This is a genomic window from Burkholderia sp. Bp8994, from assembly GCF_003853805.1.
In the GTDB taxonomy this organism is placed as follows: Bacteria; Pseudomonadota; Gammaproteobacteria; order Burkholderiales; family Burkholderiaceae; genus Burkholderia.
This window is the reverse complement of sequence record NZ_QTQH01000057.1, coordinates 1-573: the sequence shown is the minus strand read 5'-3', so window position 1 is coordinate 573 and position 573 is coordinate 1. Positions and strand designations below refer to the sequence as shown.

The 573-nt window shown below is 65.6% G+C and carries 1 protein-coding gene; it reads left to right on the top strand.

The genetic code is table 11. The annotated features are described in order from the left end of the window. Positions 1-4 precede the first annotated feature (4 nt). On the top strand, positions 5-573 hold a 569-nt coding region (locus DIE04_RS29535), incomplete at its 3' end, for a hydrolase (protein ID WP_148091664.1).

The window sequence follows — 573 nt, the reverse complement described above, 5'->3', positions numbered from 1 at the left end:
AACCATGGCAAGCGAACCGATTCGCGATCCCGCGAACGACCACCTGCTCACCCCGCAGAACGCGGCGTTCATCGTCATCGACTACCAGCCGGTCCAGGTGAACTCGATTGCATCGATGGATCGCCAGCTGCTGATCAACAACATCGTCGGCGCATCGAAGGCCGCAGTCGCGTACGACCTGCCGATCGTCCACTCGACCGTCAACGTGAAGACCGGCCTGAACAAGCCGCCGATCCCGCAGCTGCGCGCCGCGCTCGAAGGCTATCCGACCTACGACCGCACCAGCATCAACTCGTGGGAAGACGTCGAGTTCCGCAAGGCCGTCGAGGCCACCGGCCGCAAGAAACTGATCATGACCGCGCTGTGGACCGAAGCGTGCCTGACCTTCCCCGCGCTCGACGCGCTGAAGGCCGGCTACGAAGTCTATGTGGTCGTCGACGCAGTCGGCGGCACGTCGGTCGCCGCGCACGAAGCCGCGCTGCGCCGCATCGAGCAGGCCGGCGGCCAGATGATCAGCGTCGCGCAGCTGTTCTGCGAACTGCAGCGCGACTGGGCGCGCAGCGCAACCGTTCC